The 17,013-nt window shown below is 73.7% G+C and carries 6 protein-coding genes; all 6 read left to right on the forward strand.

The features are described from left to right. Positions 1-9,545: non-ribosomal peptide synthetase (locus AC2TEW_RS31975; RefSeq protein ID WP_484626778.1), on the forward strand; the 9,545-nt coding region annotated here is incomplete at its 5' end. Between the two features lie 54 nt (positions 9,546-9,599). Beyond that, on the forward strand, positions 9,600-10,577 hold the full coding sequence (locus AC2TEW_RS31980) for an ornithine carbamoyltransferase (RefSeq protein WP_484626779.1): 978 nt from the start codon (positions 9,600-9,602) through the stop codon (positions 10,575-10,577). Then, a complete protein-coding gene (locus AC2TEW_RS31985) occupies positions 10,574-11,959 on the forward strand; it encodes an MFS transporter (RefSeq protein ID WP_484626780.1) in 1,386 nt (461 codons plus the stop codon). The genes AC2TEW_RS31980 and AC2TEW_RS31985 overlap by 4 nt, the downstream gene beginning before the upstream one ends. A gap of 7 nt (positions 11,960-11,966) precedes the next feature. Further along, a complete protein-coding gene (locus AC2TEW_RS31990; protein ID WP_484626781.1) occupies positions 11,967-13,727 on the forward strand; it encodes a fatty acyl-AMP ligase in 1,761 nt (586 codons plus the stop codon). After that, positions 13,724-15,454 carry an acyl-CoA dehydrogenase family protein gene (locus AC2TEW_RS31995; RefSeq protein ID WP_484626782.1) on the forward strand — a complete coding sequence of 577 codons (1,731 nt, stop codon included), beginning with the start codon at positions 13,724-13,726 and terminating at the stop codon, positions 15,452-15,454. The genes AC2TEW_RS31990 and AC2TEW_RS31995 overlap by 4 nt, the downstream gene beginning before the upstream one ends. After that, positions 15,451-16,986, forward strand: coding sequence for an acyl-CoA dehydrogenase family protein (locus tag AC2TEW_RS32000; RefSeq protein WP_484626783.1), 1,536 nt, complete (start codon positions 15,451-15,453; stop codon positions 16,984-16,986). Before AC2TEW_RS31995 ends, AC2TEW_RS32000 begins: the two co-directional genes overlap by 4 nt. Positions 16,987-17,013 lie beyond the last annotated feature (27 nt).

The raw sequence follows: 17,013 nt of genomic DNA on the forward strand, positions 1-17,013 counted from the left end.
CCCTCGCGCGGGAGTGCGGGGCGACGGTGTTCATGGTGGTGCAGGCGGCGGTGGCGGCGTTGCTGTCGCGGTTGGGTGCGGGGACGGACATTCCGTTGGGGACGCCGGTGGCGGGCCGGACGGATCAGGCGTTGGACGAGTTGGTCGGGTTCTTCGTGAACACGCTGGTGCTGCGGACGGATGTGTCGGGTGATCCGACGTTCCGTGAGCTGGTGGGCCGGGTGCGGGATGCGGATCTGGCGGCGTTCGCGCACCAGGACGTGCCGTTCGAGCGGTTGGTGGAGGTGCTGAACCCGGTCCGGTCGATGGACCGGCACCCGCTGTTCCAGGTGATGCTCACCTTCGCGGAGGAGACCGTCGACGAGGGGCCGCAGCTGCCCGGGCTCACCGTCAAGCCGCTGGAGAGCACCGAGGACACCGCCAAGTTCGACCTCTCCTTCGGTTTCGTCGAGCGGGCCGACCACGGCCTCGCCGGGAGTCTCGACTTCTCGGTGGCGTTGTTCGACCGGGTGACGGCGGAGTCGTTGGTGGCGCGGTTGGTGCGGTTGCTGGCGGGTGTGGTGGCCGATCCGGATGGTCGGGTGGGTGCGGTGGAGTTGCTGGCGTCGCAGGAGCGGGGCCGGTTGTTGGGGGAGTGGAACGGCGCTTCGGTGGCGTCGGAGGGTGTGCTGTTCGCGGAGGTGTTCGAGCGGCAGGCTGCGTTGACGCCGGATGCGGTGGCGTTGGTGGCGGTGGACGGGGTGTTCTCGTTCGGTGAGGTGAATGCGCGGGCGAACCGGTTGGCGCGGGAGTTGGTGGCCCGGGGGGCGGGGGCTGAGCGGTGTGTGGCGTTGGTGCTGCCGCGGTCGTCGGATCTGCTGGTCGGGTTGTTGGCGGTGTTGAAGTCGGGGGCGGCGTATCTGCCGTTGGATCCGTCGCATCCGGTGGAGCGGATCGGGTTCATGGTGGGGGATGCGCGGCCGGTGCTGGCGGTGGCGGTGGGGTCGACGGCGGGTGTGCTGGGTGGTGCGGTGCCGTTGGTGGTACTGGACGACGCGGCGACCGCGGCGTCGGTGGCGTCGCGTGGGTCGGGTGATCTCGGTGCGGAGGTGCTGCCGGGGCACCCGGCGTATGTGATCTACACCTCGGGTTCGACGGGCCGGCCCAAGGGTGTGGTGGTCGAGCACGGTTCGCTGGCGGAGCTGTTCCACACCCACCGCCCCACCCTGATCGACCCGCACTTCGGCGACCGCACCGGCGTCCAGGCCGGACTGGTCGCGGGCGTCACCTTCGACACCTCGATCGACGCCTTCTGCATGCTGATGGCCGGTCACACCCTGCACGTCATCGCCGACGAGGTCCGCCTCGACGCGGCCGCCCTGGTCGCCTATGTGGACGAGCACCGGCTGGACTTCCTGGATCTGACGCCGTCGTACCTGTCGGTGCTGCTGTCGGAGGGTCTGCTGTCCGAGACCGCGGATCACGTGCCGTCCCTGCTGATGGTGGGTGGGGAGGCGTTGGGTGCGGAGTTGTGGTCGCGGTTGCGTGGCGCCGGGCGGACGGTGGTGCTGAACTACTACGGGCCGACGGAGTGCACGGTGGATGCGGTGGCGTGGCCGCTGGCCGGGTCCGCGACGCCGGTGATCGGGCGTCCGCTCGAGAACACCTGCGGCTATGTGCTGGACGAGCAGCTGCGGCTGGTCGCGCCCGGTGTCGCGGGGGAGCTGTTCCTGGCGGGTTCGGGGTTGGCCCGCGGGTATCTGGGCCGGCCGGATCTGACGGCGGACAGGTTCCTGCCGGATCCGTTCGGTGCGGCGGGCTCGCGGATGTACCGCACGGGTGACGTGGTCCGCTGGACGGCGGCCGGGGTACTGGAGTACCTGGGCCGTGCCGACGACCAGGTGAAGATCCGAGGTTTCCGGATCGAGCTGGGTGAGATCGAGTCGGTCCTCGCCGCCCATGAGGGTGTGGAGCGGGCGGCGGTGCTGGTCCGGGAGGACCGGCCGGGTGATCAGCGGCTGGTGGCGTACCTGGTGGCCGCGGATGGTGTGGAGCCGGTGGGTCTGCGGGCGCACGTGGCGGCCGCGCTGCCGGAGTACATGGTGCCGTCCGCGTTCGTGGTGCTCGACGGCTTCCCGTTGACGGTGCACGGCAAGCTGGACCACCGGGCTCTGCCCGCACCGGAGTTGGAGCTGGCGGTCGAGGGCCGGGCGCCGCGGGACGGGCGTGAGCGGGTGCTGTGCGCGCTGTTCGGCGAGGTGCTGGGTGTCGAGGGTGTCACCATCGACGACAACTTCTTCGCACTGGGCGGACACTCCCTGCTGGTCACCCGCCTGGTCAGCCGCATCCGCACCGAACTGGGCGTGGAGCTGCCGATCCGGGCGCTGTTCGAGACCGGCACGGTCGCGGGCCTCGCGGCCGGGCTGGCCGGCGCCGAGGGGGCGAGGGCCGCTCTGGTCCGCGCCGAGCGCCCGGAGGTGGTGCCGCTGTCGTTCGCGCAGCAGCGCCTCTGGTTCCTGAACCGGTTCGAGGACGCCGGCCCCACCTACAACATCCCCGTCGCCCTGCGGCTCTCCGGCCCGCTCGACACCACCGCCTTGCGCGCCGCGCTGCGGGACGTGGCCGGCCGGCACGAGAGCCTGCGGACGGTCTTCCCCGAGCTGGACGGCGTCCCCCACCAGCGGGTGGTGCCGCTCGCCGAGGTCGGTGAGCTGCTGGAGGTGGTCCGCGGCGCCGAGGGACTGGCCGCGGCCGCGGCCCGCTCCTTCGATGTCACCACCGACCTGCCCTTGCGGGCCTGGCTGTTCGAGACCGGCGCCGAGGAGTCGGTGCTGCTGATCGTGCTGCACCACATCGCGGCCGACGGCTGGTCGATGGCGCCGCTGGCCGGCGACCTCCAGACCGCGTACACCGCCCGGGCCGCGGGATCCGCGCCGGGCTGGGCCGAACTGCCGGTCCAGTACGCCGACTACACCCTCTGGCAGCGCCGCCTGCTCGGCGAGGAGTCCGACCCGCAGAGCCTGATCTCCGCCCAGCTCGACTTCTGGCGGACCACCCTCGCGGGCTCGCCCGAACTGCTGGAGCTCCCGACCGACCGGGTGCGCCCGGCGGAGGCCGGGCGGCAGGGCGGGCTGGTGGAGTTCCGGCTCGACCCCGCGCTGTGCTCCCGCCTCGGTGACCTGGCCCGGGAGTGCGGGGCGACGGCGTTCATGGTGGTGCAGGCGGCGGTGGCCGGGCTGCTGTCACGCCTGGGTGCCGGCTCGGACATCCCGTTCGGTACGCCGGTCGCGGGCCGCACCGATGCCGCGCTGGACGAGCTGGTCGGGTTCTTCGTGAACACGCTGGTGCTGCGCACGGACGTGTCGGGTGATCCGACGTTCCGTGAGCTGGTGGGCCGGGTGCGGGACGCGGACCTGGCGGCGTTCGCGCACCAGGACGTGCCGTTCGAGCGGCTGGTGGAGGTGCTGAACCCCGCTCGCTCGATGGCCTGGCACCCGCTGTTCCAGGTGATGCTGACCTTCGCCGAGGCGGCGGCCGGTGCGGTCGGTCTCGACCTGCCCGGCATCGAGGCCGAGCCCGTCGCCGGGGCCGGCGAGGGCGCCAAGTTCGACCTCGCGTTCGGCTTCGCCGACGAGGGCGGGGCCGGGTTCGCGGGCAGCGTGGTGTACGCGGCCGAGCTGTTCGACCACCGGACGGTCGAGGCGATGGTGGCGCGCCTGGTCCTGCTGCTCGAAGCGGTGCTGGCGGAGCCGGGCCTCCGGCTGGCCGAGGTCGACCTGCTCACCGCGGACGAGCGCCGGGACCTGCTGACCGTGCGCAACGACACCGCGCTCGAGGTGCCCGCCGGGACCGTGCCGGAACTCTTCGAGGCGCAGGTCCGGCGGACCCCGGCGGCGGTCGCGGTGGTGTCCGGGGACGTCGAGCTGAGCTACGCCGAGCTGGACGCCCGCGCGAACCGGCTGGCCCGCCTGCTGACCGGCCACGGCGTCGGCCCGGAGACCCTGGTCGCGCTGTCCCTGCCGCGCTCGGCGGACATGATGGTGGCGGTCCTGGCGGTGCTGAAGTCGGGCGCCGCGTACCTGCCCGTCGACCCCGGCTACCCGGCCGACCGGATCGCGTACATGCTGGCCGACGCCGCACCGGTGCTGGCCGTGGCGGTCCGCGCGACCGAGGCCGTGGTCGCGGACGGCGGGGTGCCGCTGGTGGTGCTGGACGACCCGGCCACGGCGGCGCTGATCGCCGCGGCGCCGGACACGGCGCCCACCCGGGCGGCCGGGCTGCGGCCCGAGCACCCGGCGTACGTGATCTACACCTCGGGTTCGACGGGCCGGCCCAAGGGCGTGGTGGTCGAGCACCGCAACGTCGCCGCCCTGGTGGCCTGGGCGGTCGCCGAGATCGGCCCGGACCGGCTGTCGCACGTGCTGGCCTCGACCTCGCTCAACTTCGACGTGTCGGTGTTCGAGATGTTCGGCCCGCTGCTGAGCGGCGGCCGGATCGAGGTCGTCCGCGACCTGCTCGCCCTCCTCGAGGGCGACGGCACCCGCTGGCGCGGCAGCCTGGTGAGCGGTGTGCCGTCCGCGCTGGCCAACCTGGTCGCGCAGGGCGGCCTGGAGCTGGACGCCCGGATGGTGGTGCTGGCCGGCGAGGGACTGCCCGCGCACACCCTGAACGCGATCCGGGCCGCCGCGCCCGGCGCCACCGTCGCCAACATCTACGGGCCGACCGAGACCACCGTCTACGCGACGGCCTGGTACACCGACCGGGAGGCCGCCTCGGCGCCCCCGATCGGCCGGCCGATCGGCAACACCCGGGTGTACGTGCTCGACCAGGGCCTGCGCCCGGTGCCGTCGGGTGTGCCGGGTGAGCTGTTCATCGCGGGTGCCGGCGTCGCCCGCGGCTACCTGAACCGGCCTGCCCTGACGGCGGACCGCTTCCTGCCGGACCCGTTCGGTCCCGCCGGGTCCCGGATGTACCGGACCGGTGACGTGGTCCGCTGGACCCCGGACGGGCAGATCGACTACCTCGGGCGCTCGGACAGCCAGGTCAAGGTCCGCGGCTTCCGGATCGAGCTCGGCGAGATCGAGGCCGTGCTCACCGCCGACGAGGCCGTCTCCCAGGCCGCCGTGCTGGTCCGCGAGGACCAGCCCGGTGACCGGCGCCTGGTGGCGTACCTGGTCCCGGCCGCCGGGGCGGAGCTCGACCACGCCGCGCTGCGGGCCCGGGCGGCGGCGGCCCTGCCGGAGTACATGGTGCCGTCGGCGTTCGTGCCGCTGGCCGCCCTGCCGCTGAACCCCAACGGCAAGCTCGACCGCCGCGCTCTCCCCGCCCCCGACCTCGGCGCGCTGTCGGCCGGCCGTACGGCGCGCACCGATCGCGAGCGGGCGCTGTGCGCGCTGTTCGCGGAGGTGCTCGGGCTGGAGAGCGTCGGGATCGACGACAACTTCTTCGCCCTGGGCGGGCACTCGCTGCTGGTCACCAAGCTGGTCAGCCGGATCCGCACCGACCTCGGCGCCGAGGTCCCGATCCGCGCGCTGTTCGACGCGCCCACGGTCGCCGCGCTGGCGGAACGGCTCGACGGATCCGCCGGCGCCCGCCGCGGCCTGCAGCGGCGGGAACGGCCGCAGACCGTCCCGTTGTCGTTCGCGCAGCAGCGGTTGTGGTTCCTGAACCGGTTCGAGGGGGCGGGGTCGAGCTACAACATTCCGGTGGGGTTGCGGCTGTCGGGTGTGGTGGATGTGGCTGCGCTCCAGGCTGCGTTGCGGGATGTGGTGGGGCGGCACGAGAGTCTGCGGACGGTGTTCCCGGAGGTGGACGGGGTGCCGTTCCAGCGGGTGGTGCCGTTGGCGGAGGTCGGTGGGTTGCTGGAGGTGGTGTCCGGTGCCGAGGGGGTGGCGGAGGCCGCGGCGTGCTCGTTCGATGTGACCGCTGATCTGCCGTTGCGGGCGTGGTTGTTCGAGGTGGGTGCCGGGGAGTCGGTGCTGCTGGTGGTGGTGCACCACATCGCGGCGGACGGGTGGTCGTTGGCGCCGTTCGCGCGCGATCTGGGTGAGGCGTACTCGGCCCGGTTGGCCGGTTCGGCGCCGGGGTGGGGTGAGTTGGAGGTGCAGTACGCGGATTACACGCTGTGGCAGCGGGAGTTGCTGGGGGAGGAGTCCGACCCGGCGAGCCTGATCTCCGCCCAGCTCGACTTCTGGCGGACGGCACTGGCCGGCGCGCCGGAGCTGCTGGAGCTGCCCGTCGACCGGGCCCGGCCGGCCGAGCCCGACGGGACCGGGGACCTGGTCGCCTTCGACCTCGACCCCGAGATCCACCGGGCCCTCACCGCCCTCGCGCGGGAGTGCGGGGCGACGGTGTTCATGGTGGTGCAGGCGGCGGTGGCGGCGTTGCTGTCGCGGCTGGGTGCGGGGACGGACATTCCGTTGGGGACGCCGGTGGCGGGCCGGACGGATCAGGCGTTGGACGAGTTGGTCGGGTTCTTCGTGAACACGCTGGTGCTGCGGACGGATGTGTCGGGTGATCCGACGTTCCGTGAGCTGGTGGGCCGGGTGCGGGATGCGGATCTGGCGGCGTTCGCGCACCAGGACGTGCCGTTCGAGCGGTTGGTGGAGGTGCTGAACCCGGTCCGGTCGATGGACCGGCACCCGCTGTTCCAGGTGATGCTCACCTTCGCGGAGGAGACCGTCGACGAGGGGCCGCAGCTGCCCGGGCTCACCGTCAAGCCGCTGGAGAGCACCGAGGACACCGCCAAGTTCGACCTCTCCTTCGGTTTCGTCGAGCGGGCCGACCACGGCCTCGCCGGGAGTCTCGACTTCTCGGTGGCGTTGTTCGACCGGGTGACGGCGGAGTCGTTGGTGGCGCGGTTGGTGCGGTTGCTGGCGGGTGTGGTGGCCGATCCGGATGGTCGGGTGGGTGCGGTGGAGTTGCTGGCGTCGCAGGAGCGGGGCCGGTTGTTGGGGGAGTGGAACGGCGCTTCGGTGGCGTCGGAGGGTGTGCTGTTCGCGGAGGTGTTCGAGCGGCAGGCCGCGTTGACGCCGGATGCGGTGGCGTTGGTGGCGGTGGACGGGGTGTTCTCGTTCGGTGAGGTGAATGCGCGGGCGAACCGGTTGGCGCGGGAGTTGGTGGCCCGGGGTGCGGGGGCGGAGCGGTGTGTGGCGTTGGTGCTGCCGCGGTCGTCGGATCTGCTGGTCGGGTTGTTGGCGGTGTTGAAGTCGGGGGCGGCGTATCTGCCGTTGGATCCGTCGCATCCGATGGAGCGGATCGGGTTCATGGTGGGGGATGCGCGGCCGGTGCTGGCTGTGGTGGTGGGGTCGACGGCGGGTGTGCTGGGTGGTGCGGTGCCGTTGGTGGTGCTGGACGATCCGGCGACGGCGGGGTCGGTGGCGTCGCGTGGGTCGGGTGATCTGGGTGTGGAGGTGCTGCCGGGGCATCCGGCGTACGTGATCTACACCTCGGGTTCGACCGGCCGGCCCAAGGGTGTGGTGGTGGAGCACGGTTCGCTGGCGGAGCTGTTCCACACCCACCGCCGCACCCTGATCGACCCGCACTTCGGCGACCGCACCGGTGTGCCGGTGGGTCTGGTCGCCGGGATCACCTTCGACACCTCCCTGGATGCGGTGTGCTTCCTGCTCGCCGGGCACCAGCTGCACCTGATCCCGGACGGGACCCGGCTCGACGGCGCCGCGCTGGCGCGGTACATCGCCGACCACCGGCTCGACTTCCTGGACCTGACGCCGTCGTACCTGTCGGTGCTGCTGTCCGAGGGCCTGCTCGCCGACAGCCGTGACCATGTGCCCGCCGTGCTGATGGTGGGTGGGGAGGCGCTGGGTGCGGAGTTGTGGTCGCGGTTGCGTGGTGCCGGGCGGACGGTGGTGCTGAACTACTACGGGCCGACGGAGTGCACGGTGGACGCGGTGGCGTGGCCGCTGGCCGGGTCCGCGACGCCGGTGATCGGGCGTCCGCTCGAGAACACCTGCGGCTATGTGCTGGACGGGCAGCTTCGGCTGGTCGCGCCCGGTGTCGCGGGGGAGCTGTTCCTGGCGGGTTCGGGGTTGGCCCGCGGGTATCTGGGGCGTCCGGATCTGACGGCGGACAGGTTCCTGCCGGATCCGTTCGGTGCGGCGGGCTCGCGGATGTACCGCACGGGTGACGTGGTCCGCTGGACGGCGGCCGGGGTGCTGGAGTACCTGGGCCGGGCCGATGACCAGGTGAAGGTCCGTGGTTTCCGGATCGAGCTGGGTGAGATCGAGTCGGTGCTCGCCGCGCACGAGGGTGTGGAGCGGGCGGCGGTGCTGGTCCGGGAGGACCGGCCGGGTGATCAGCGGCTGGTGGCGTACCTGGTGGCTGCGGACGGTGTGGAGCCGGCGGGTCTGCGGGCGCAGGTGGCGGCCGCGCTGCCGGAGTACATGGTGCCGTCCGCGTTCGTGACGGTGCCGGAGTTCCCGTTGACGGTGCACGGCAAGCTGGACCACCGTGCTCTGCCCGCGCCGGAGTTGGAGCTGGCGGTCGAGGGCCGGGCGCCGCGGGACGGGCGTGAGCGGGTGCTGTGCGCGCTGTTCGGCGAGGTGCTGGGTGTCGAGGGTGTCACCATCGACGACAACTTCTTCGCCCTGGGCGGCCACTCGCTGCTGGTCACCCGCCTGGTCAGCCGCATCCGCACCGAGCTCGGCAGCGAACTCCCCGTCCGCGCCCTGTTCGACACCCCGACCGTGGCCGGCCTGGCCGGGCGGCTCGACGGCGCCGGCGGTGAGGCGCTCACCCCGCTGCTGCCGCTGCGGCCGACGGGCACCCGCCTCCCGCTGTTCTGCATCCACCCGGGCCTCGCGGTGGGCTGGAGCTACGCCGCCCTGCTGCCGCACCTGCCGGCCGACCTGCCGGTGTACGCCCTCCAGGCCCGCGGCCTGGACGGCAGCGGCGACCAACTGCCGTCCTCCGTCGAGGAGATGGCCGCCGACTACCTGGCCACGATCCGCGCGGTCCAGCCGGCCGGCCCGTACCGGCTGGTGGGCTGGTCGTTCGGCGGCATGCTCGCCGCTGCGGTCGCCGCCGGGCTCCGGGAGCAGGGGGAGGAGGTCGAACTGCTCGCGGTGCTCGACGCCTACCCCGACTGGACCGGCGGCCCCGAGGAGCCCCGGGTGCCGGCCGCGCGCAGCGAGCGTGCGGAGCTGATCGAGATCCTGGCGGGTCTGGGCATCCTGCCCGAACGCGCCCCGGAACCCGCACCCGGTGCGGAACCGGCCACCCCCCGCGGTCAGTTCCGGCAGATCCTGCACTCCGCCTACCCCGAACTGGCCGACCTCGACGAGCGCTCGTCCGAGGCCCTGATCGAGGTGCTGCTCAACAACCAGCGGATCGGCGAGGCCCACCGCGCACCCGCGTCGGACACCGATGTGCTCCTGGTCGTCGCCCGGCGGACCGAGCCGGCCGACCTGCCGAAGCCGCCGGCCTGGCGGCGGCAGACCTCCGGTGCGGTGGAGGTCCACGGCGTGGACAGCTCGCACGCCGAGCTGATGACCGGCCGGTCCGCGGCGGAGATCGGGCGCGTGCTGACCGCAAGGCTCGGCGGCTGACCCCACCCCTCCACCCGGCGGCCGAACCCCCAACACTCATGGAACGGAAAGACGATGACGTCTCCTGCACGACACCTGATCTCGATCTCCGACCTGGACGACGACGACCTGCGCCACATCGTGGCCCGGGGTGCGCAGTTCGCCGACGGCGGACGGCCGTACCCGCAGACCCTCGACGGTGACGTGGTCGGCATCTACTTCAAGAAGTCCTCGACCCGTACCCGTACCGCCTTCTCCAGCGGTTCGCTGCGCCTGGGCGCGCGGATCGTCACGTACCAGAACGGCGACCTGCAGCTGGCGACCGGCGAGACCCTGGAGGACACCGGCGACATCCTGTCCCGGATGCTGGACGTGCTGGTCGCCCGGACCGCGGAGCCGACCGCGGACCTGCGCGCTCTGGCCGCCCGCGGCTCGATGGCGGTGGTCAACGCGATGAGCGCGGAGGAGCACCCGACCCAGGCGCTGACCGACCTGACCGCGCTGCAGCGGCACTTCGGCCGGATCGAGGGCCTGCGGGTGCTCTACCTGGGCGAGGGCAACAACACGGCGTCCGCGCTCGCGCTGGCCCTCAGCCGCTTCCCCGGCACCGAACTGCACCTGCGCACCCCCGCCGGGTACGGGCTGGACGCCGGCTACCTCGCCGAGGCCGCCAAGCAGGCCGAGGCGTACGGATCCGTGGTCACCGAGCGCCACGACATGGACGGGCTGCCCGAGGGCGTCGACGTCATCTACACCACCCGCTGGCAGACCACCGGCACGACCAAGCCCGACCCGAACTGGCGCGAGGTGTTCGCGCCGTTCCAGGTCCGGGCCGAGCTGTGGGCGTCCAGCCCGGACGCCGTCTTCCTGCACGACCTGCCCGCCCACCGCGGCGAGGAGGTCACCGCCGAGGTGCTGGACGGGCCGACCAGCATCGCCTTCTGGCAGGCCGAGCACAAGCTGTACAGCGCCATGGCCGTCCTGGAGTGGTGCGCCCGCGGCCGTACCGCCGAGACCGCGGCACCCGACGACTCCCCGGAGACCCAGGCATGAGCACCACCGACAACCTCACCGCGGCGGCCGTCGCGGCCGAGCCCGCGCCGCTGAGCCGCAACCGCGACTTCCGGCTGCTGTGGGCGGGCACCGCGTTCTCCTCGCTCGGCTCGCAGGTCAGCACCTTCGCCTACCCGCTGATCGTGCTCTGGTCCGGCGGGACGGTCGCCCAGGCCGGACTGACCGGCGCCGCCGCCAGCCTGCCGCAGCTGCTGTTCTCGCTGTTCGCCGGCGTGCTGGTGGACCGCTTCGACCGCCGCCGCCTGATGATCGGCTGCAACGTGGGCCGGGCCGCCGCGCTCGGCGTGCTGGTCGCGACGATGGTCTCCGGGCACGTGATCCTCCCGCTGCTGCTGGCGGTGGCGTTCGCCGAGGCGAGCCTCACCGTCGTGTACAAGCTGGCCGAGCACTCCGCGGTCCGCAACGTGGTCGACCCGGAGCACCTGTCCCAGGCCGTCTCGCAGAACGAGGCGCGGGTCCAGGGCGCCGGACTGCTCGGCCAGCCGCTGGCCGGCGCGCTGTCCTCGGTCCTGGCCTGGCTGCCGCTGCTGTTCACCCTGGTCTCGCACCTGGTGTCGCTGGCCACCCTGTCCGGTATCAAGCGCAAGTTCCAGGTCGAGCGGGACACCGCCGACGAGCCGCGCAACGTGTTCGGCGACATCGCCGACGGCGTCAAGTGGCTGTGGAACCACAAGCAGTTGCGGGCCGCCGCCGCGGTGGTCGCGATCAGCAACATGCTCTTCGAGGTGCTGGTCCTCGGCATGCTGACCACGCTGCGCGACACCGGCACCGAGCAGGCCGTGGTCGGCCTGGTGATGGGTGCGGCCGGGGTCGGCGGGGTGGCTGGTGCGCTGAGCACCAACTGGTGGATGGCCCGGCTGCCCCTTCCGGTGATCGTGATCGGCGCCAACGCCGTCTGGACGGTGCTCTTCCCGCTGACCGTCCTGGTGCACAACCCGCTGCTGTTCGGCCTGGTGATCACCCCGATGTCGTTCATCGGCGCGATGTGGACCATCGCCGTGGTCTCCTTCCAGGTCGAGATCACCCCGGACGACATGCAGGGCCGGATCGCCAGCGTGATCGGCATCGTGGCGTTCGGCACCCTCCCGCTGGGCGCGCTGCTCGGCGGCTACGCCCTCCAGGCGTTCGGCTTCCGCGACTCGGTGCTGGCCTGCAGCGCGGTGATGCTGCTGCTCACCCTCGCCGCCGTGGCGAGCCCCTCGCTGCGCCGGATCGGCTCCGAACTGCGCGAGCGCGCCGCCGCCGAGGCCGCCGCCGAGGCCACCTCGGACCCGGAGGCGCCCGCCGCGCCCCCGGCCGCCGCCGACACCGAGGCGCCCGCCGAGGACCGCACCCCCACCCCGACCCCCGCAGGGAAGTGACCACGCCATGACCGACCTGATCCAGTCGACCGCGCGGCACGCCCGCGAGATCCCCGACCACGAGGCCGTCGTCTTCGTCAGCGGCTACGGCGAGGACGCCGTCACCCGTACCCTGACCTACGGCCAACTGGCCCAGGACGCCCAGTCGGTGGCCGCCGAGCTGCGCCTGCACTGCGAACCCGGCGACCGGGTGCTGCTGCTCTTCCCGACCGGCCTGGAGTTCGTCAAGGGCTTCCTCGGCTGTCTGTACGCCGGCCTGGTCCCGGTGCCGGTCCCGCTGCCCGGCCGCGGCTCCGGCCAGCGCCGCCGCACCACCGGCGTCCTCCAGGACTGCGGCGCGACCGCCGTCCTGACCGACACCGCCACCCACCCGGAGGTCGCGGACTGGCTGGAGCAGGAGGAGCAGTCGCACGTCCGCACCGTGGTCACCGAGGCCGCGCCGCCGGTCACCCCGGACCGGTACGTGTGGCCCGCCCCCGCGCCGGAGCAGCTCGCCTTCCTGCAGTACACCTCCGGCTCGACCAGCGACCCCAAGGGCGTCATGGTCGGCCACGGCAACCTCGACCACAACTTCGGCGAACTGCGCGCCCTGCTCGACGTCGGCCCCGGCTCCACCGTCTGCAGCTGGCTGCCGCTCTTCCACGACATGGGCCTGATCGCCGCCCTGCTGCTGCCGCTCGACGGCGGCCTGCGGACCGTGCTGATGCCGCCGACCGACTTCGTCCGCCGCCCGTACGCCTGGCTGGAGCTGATCCACACCTACCGGGCGACCCACAGCTACGCGCCGAACTTCGGCTACAACCTGGCCGCCCGCACCGTCAGCGACGAGCTGCTGTCCCGGCTCGACCTGTCCGCCTGGCACTGCGCGGCCAACGGCGCCGAACCGGTCCACGCGCAGACCATGGACCTGTTCGCGAAGCGGCTCGCCCCCACCGGCTTCCGGCCCGGCGCGATGCGTCCCGCGTACGGCCTGGCGGAGGCCACCCTCGGGGTGACCGCCACCCCCGCCGGCGAGGAGCCCCGGGTCGCCCTGGTGGACGCGGCCGACCTCGAGCGCAACCTGTTCCGGCCCCGGCCGGACGGCGCGCCGCTGGTCAGCTGCGGCCACCCGGCGGGCCTCGAGGTGCGGATCGTCGACCCGGCGACCCGTCAGGTGCTGGCCGACGGCGAGGTCGGCGAGATCTGGCTGCGCGGCGGCTCCCTCGCACCCGGCTACTGGGAGAAGCCCGAGGTCAACGCCGAGGTCTTCGACGTCGCCACCGCCGACGGCGAGCGCGGCCACCTGCGCACCGGCGACCTCGGGGTGCTGCACGAGGGCGAGCTCTACGTCACCGGCCGGCTCAAGGACCTGCTGATCGTCAACGGCCGCAACCTCTACCCGCACGACATCGAACGGGAGAGCACCGACCTGCACCCGGCGTTCGGCGGCCTGACCGCCAGCGTCTTCTCCGTCCCCGGCGGCAGCTCCGGCGAGGACCTGGTTGTGGTCCAGGAGGTCCGCCAGGCCAGGCTGGCCGGCACCGGCCTCGACACCCTGGCGGGCGAGGTCAAGCTCGCGCTCAGCCGCAGCCTCGGCGTCCCCGTCGGCAACGTGGTGCTGCTCAAGCCCGGCAAGGTGCAGCGCACCACCAGCGGCAAGGTGCAGCGCTCCCGGATGCGGCAGCTGTTCGTCGCCGGCGAGCTGGACCCGCTGTACGAGGACCTCGCCCCGCGCACCCGCGACCGCTACCGGCCGGCGGCCGTCACCGAGGACGGGGCGGACGCGTGAAGTACCTGCCGCACGAGCTCGCCGCCGTCTTCGACCGCCGGCTCGGCGACCCGCACGACCCGCTCCAGGCGTTCTCCTACGCCCGCTGCGCCGACCTGGACGAACGCGAGGAGTTCCCGACCGAGATCTGCCGGCTGCTGGACGAACTCGGGCTCGCCCGCCACTACGTGCCCACCGCCCACGGCGGCGCACTGGACAGCTACGAGGACCTGGCCGCACTGCTGCGCACGGTCGCCCGCCGCGACCTGACGGTGGCCATCGCCCACGTCTCCACCTTCCTCGGCGCCGCCTCCGTGTGGCTGTCCGGCGACCGGGCGCAGGCCGACCGGCTGGCGGCGGAGATCCACGACGGCAGTGTGGTCTCGCTCGCCCTGACGGAGCAGCAGCACGGCAGCGACCTGCTGGCCAACCGGCTCGCCACCGCCGAGGGCGAGAACTGGTACCGGGTCAACGGCGAGAAGTGGCTGATCGGCAACGCCTCGCGCGGCCAGTTCGTCTGCGTGCTCGCCCGCACCGACCCGGCGGGCGGCCCGCGTGGCTTCAGCCTGCTGCTGATCGACAAGCGGCAGCTCGCCCCCGGCAGCTTCCGCTGCCTGCCGGCCGTGCGCACGGTCGGCATCCGGGGCGCCGACATCAGCGGCATCGAGTTCACCGAGGCCGAGATCCCTGCCACCGCCGTGGTCGGCGAGGCCGGCACCGGCCTTGAGACGGTCCTGAAGATCCTCCAGCTGACCCGCAGCCTGTGCGGGCCGCTGTCGCTCGGCACCGGCGACCACGCGCTGCGCCTGGCCGTCCGCTACAGCCTGGACCACCTCGGCCCGGCCGACGGCAGCCCCACCGCGGACCGGCGGCTCACCGAGGCCTACGCCGACCTGCTGGTCGCCGAGGCCGTCACGCTGGCCGGGATCCGCTCCATCCACGCGCTCACCGGCGAGCTCAGCGTGGTCTCGGCGGCCGTCAAGTGCTTCGTGCCGCACACCGTCGAGCAGCTGATCGCCGACCTGGGCGCCGCGCTCGGCGCCGGGGTCTTCCTCAGCCGCTCCTACCTGCACGGCGCGTTCCAGAAGCTGGAACGCGACCACCACATCATGAGCATCTTCGACGGCAACACCTTCGTGAACCTCAACGCCCTGATCAACCAGTTCCCGCAGCTGGCCAGCGGCCACCGGCGCCGCAAGGTCGACGAAGGCGGCCTGGCCGCCGCCGTCGACCTGCAGGCCGAGCTGCCGCCGCACGACGGCGCAGCGCTGGAACTGCTCTCGCGCACCGGCAGCAGCCTGGTGCAGAGCCTCCCCGCCGCGCTCACCGAACTCACCGACCTGGCCGCCCGGCGCGCCGTCCCGGCCGCCGTCGGCCGGTACGCGGAGGAGCTGCGGGAGATCACCGACGAACTGCACGCCGCGATGGCCGACCACCGGCCCTCGGCCCGGGACGTGCCGCCCGGCGCGTTCGACCTGGCCCGCCGCTGGACCCAGGTGTTCGCCGCGGCGGCCTGCGTCCAGCTGTGGCTGCGCAACCGCGACGCGGCGGCCGACTCCCCGACCGCCGCGCTGTGGGCCGACGGCCTCTGGCTGGAGGCCGGCCTGGCCCGGCTGCTGGCCAAGCTGCGGCCGGGCGTGGTCCGCGACGGCGGCGTCTTCGACCGCCTCTCCGACCGGCTCCACGGGCAGTACCGGGACGGCGAGTTGTTCTCGCTGCTGCACAGCCGGATGGAGGAGACGGTATGAGCGAGCACCTTTCCACCCGTCCCCGCACCGCCCGGCTGGAGGCCCTGCTCGGCGACCCGCTCGCCCCGGGCAACCCGCTCGGCCTGGACGCCGTGGTGGCCGCCGACGAACGCGCCGAACTGCCCGCCGCGGGCGTCCGGGCCCTGGACACCTACGGCTTCAACGCCGAGCTGGTGCCCGCGGCCCTCGGCGGCCGGCTCACCCGGGCCGACGAACTCGCCGAGGCCTTCCGCACCGTCGCCCGCCGCGACCTCGGCCTCGCCACCGGGTACGGCCTCGGCAGCCTCACCGCCGGACTGCACGTGTGGCGCAGCGGCAACCCCGGCCAGCAGGCGGCCCTCGCCGCCCTGCTGCTCGGGGACCGCCGGGTCGCCACCGCGTACCCCGCACCCGGCGCCGGGCTGCGCGCCACCCGCGACGGCGGCGAGCTGGTGGTCTCCGGCAGCGAGCACCTGGTCGGCGACCCGGCCGCCGCCGAGGCGATCCTGCTGCCGGTCACCCTCGACGGGGGCACCGCCCACCTGCTGCTGCCCGCCGACCCCGGCCTCACCGTCTCCCCGCCGCACAGCAGTACCGGCCTGCGCGGCTGCCGGTTCAGTGCGGTCCGCGCCGACGGCCTGCGGGTCTCCGCGGACCGCCTGGTCGGTCCGGACGGCGCCGGCCGGGCCGACGCCGCGGCGGTGCGGCGGATCACCGGTACCGTCGTCGCCTCCGCCCTGGTCGGCGTCCTGGACACCGAACTGCGCACCGCGCTGTCCTTCGCCGACGAGCGGATCCTGTACGGCCGGCCCGTCACCGGCCTGCCGAGCGCCCGCGCGCTGCTCGCCGACGCGTTCCTGGACCTGCTGATCGCCGACTGCTGCACCGCCGTCGCCGCCCGCGCCCTGCACCTGCACCCGGGCCGCGCCGGCTACCAGAGCACCGCCCAGTACCTGGTGGCCGGCCTGGTACGGGACGCCGTCCACCAGCTGTCGCTGCTCCTGGGCGCCCGCTCGTACCTGCGGGAGGGCCCGCACGCGGTGTTCCAGAAGCACCTGCGGGACCGGACGGCACTGGCGGCGCTGCACGCCGCACCGCGGCCCGCCGCACCGCCGGCCGGGCCCGCCGAGGCGCCGTTGACGGCGCTGTTCGAGGCGGATCCGCAGCTGCCCGTGCTGGACCCGGCGCTGATCGGGCCGACGGCCACCGGGCCCGACGCGCTGGCCGCCACCCTCGGTGCGCTGCCCGCGGAGCTGGCCGACCGGCACCCCGAACTCGTCGCCCTGGCGGCGCCGCTGGCCGGGGACCCGGGCGGTGCCGGGTTCGCCGCCGCGGCCTGCCTGCAGCTCTGGTGGCACGGCCGGGCCGGCCGGGACGGCTTCCTCGGCCGGACCGACTGGATCCACGCCGCACTCCACCGCCTCGCCGCCCGCACCGGACACCCGGCCGTCCCCGCCGCCCCGGACCGCGACCAGCTGCTCCTCGACGAGCTGCGCAGCCGCCTCCAGCAGGGCCGCACCTTCGACCTGGCCGGCCGGCCGCCCGCGCGCTGACCGGCACCGTCCGCCCGACCCACCGAC

This window comes from Kitasatospora sp. NEAU-CNBT7 (assembly GCF_057220535.1).

Bases quoted from the DNA above. Each gene is read 5' to 3' on its own strand.
- AC2TEW_RS31980 (WP_484626779.1), top strand. From the start codon at position 9,600: ATGACGTCTCCTGCACGACACCTGATCTCGATCTCCGACCTGGACGAC.
- AC2TEW_RS31985 (WP_484626780.1), top strand. From the start codon at position 10,574: ATGAGCACCACCGACAACCTCACCGCGGCGGCCGTCGCGGCCGAGCCC.
- AC2TEW_RS31990 (WP_484626781.1), top strand. From the start codon at position 11,967: ATGACCGACCTGATCCAGTCGACCGCGCGGCACGCCCGCGAGATCCCC.
- AC2TEW_RS32000 (WP_484626783.1), top strand. From the start codon at position 15,451: ATGAGCGAGCACCTTTCCACCCGTCCCCGCACCGCCCGGCTGGAGGCC.